The organism is Flavobacterium sp. RSP15, from assembly GCF_003968755.1.
In the GTDB taxonomy this organism is placed as follows: Bacteria; Bacteroidota; Bacteroidia; order Flavobacteriales; family Flavobacteriaceae; genus Flavobacterium.
Genome location: NZ_RYDL01000030.1, coordinates 1 through 1,388 on the forward strand (window position 1 = coordinate 1; position 1,388 = coordinate 1,388).

Consider the following 1,388-nt stretch of genomic DNA (forward strand, 5'->3'; position numbering starts at 1 on the left):
TGTCCCGTCCTGAAATAGCGATACACAAAAAGTATCCTAATGGAAAAACATGAAGAAACACGCTATGTGAAGCGGACTCAAAAAGATTATTCAATGTCTTTTAAATTACAAATTGTTCAAGAAATTGAACGAGGACAACTTACAGTTACAGAATCCACAAAGACTTATGGCATTCAAAATAGATCAACTGTTGTTAAATGGCTTAGAAAATTCGGTAACTTTGATTGGGAAAACCAAACACCATTTACTATGTCAAAGTCGCCAGAACAAAAGATAATGGAACTTGAAGCCAAAGTAAAACTTCTAGAGAAACAGAAGTCTTTTTTGGAACGACAGGCCTTTGTTGCAGATAAAAAAGCAATCATTTTTGATATGATGATTGATATTGCTGAAGAAGAATATAAAATTGACATACGAAAAAACTCTCCACCCGAACAATCGACCATTTTACACAAGAAGAACAACAAACAATAATGTTCGCCTGTAATTTGTTCGGGATAGACAGACAGGTTTATTATCGAAGGATTAAAAGAAAAATAAATAAGGAAGCCAAAGCAATTGAAGTAGTTTCAATGATTCATCAAGTTAGGCAATCAATGCCTAGACTTGGTGGTAAGAAATCATATCACATATTAATGGATGATCTTAAATCAATGAAAATTGGAAGAGATAAATTATTTGATATACTCAGAGCTAATCATTTATTGATACAGCCAAAGCGTTGTTATCACGTAACCACTAATTCTCATCATCGATTTAGAAAACATAAAAACCTAATTCTTGATTTAGAAATAAATAGGCCTAATCAAGTTTGGGTATCAGACATAACATACATCGGAAAACGAGAAAAACCATGTTATTTAAGCATTGTTACAGATGCATATTCTAAGAAAATTATGGGATATTACGTTGCTGACAACATGAATACAGAGAGCAGTGTTAAGGCTCTCAATATGGCTATAAAACAAAGAAAGGGTAAAGAAACACCATTGATTCATCATTCAGACAGAGGATTACAATATTGTGCGAATGATTACCAAAACACACTAAATAAAAACGGAATACTACCAAGTATGACACAAAACTCTGACCCATATGAAAATGCAGTAGCGGAAAGAATAAATGGAATATTAAAACAGGAATTCATGATTGATAAATACAACCTAGATTTAAAAATCATGAAACAAATTGTAAAAGAATCAATCAGTATATACAATGAATTAAGACCTCATTATTCTAATTTCATGCTGACTCCAAACAAAATGCATATACAAAGTCAAATTAAAATGAGGACATATAAAACAAAAAACACTTGCAAAAACGTTTTTGCAAGTGTTTAATTAAATATTTTTATCTAATAATCTGTATCGGTTATTCAGGACAAGACA

The 1,388-nt window shown here is 31.4% G+C and carries 2 protein-coding genes; both read left to right on the forward strand.

Going from position 1 to position 1,388, the window contains the following annotated elements; all coding sequences use genetic code 11:
- The first annotated feature begins 39 nt into the window (after nt 1-39).
- Complete coding sequence (locus EKM00_RS14845) at nt 40-474, forward strand: transposase (protein WP_199734716.1); 435 nt, start codon at nt 40-42, stop codon at nt 472-474.
- Nucleotides 474-1,340 (forward strand): IS3 family transposase, encoded by an 867-nt coding sequence (locus EKM00_RS14645; RefSeq protein ID WP_199734718.1) that lies wholly within the window; start codon nt 474-476, stop codon nt 1,338-1,340. Before EKM00_RS14845 ends, EKM00_RS14645 begins: the two co-directional genes overlap by 1 nt.
- Nucleotides 1,341-1,388 lie beyond the last annotated feature (48 nt).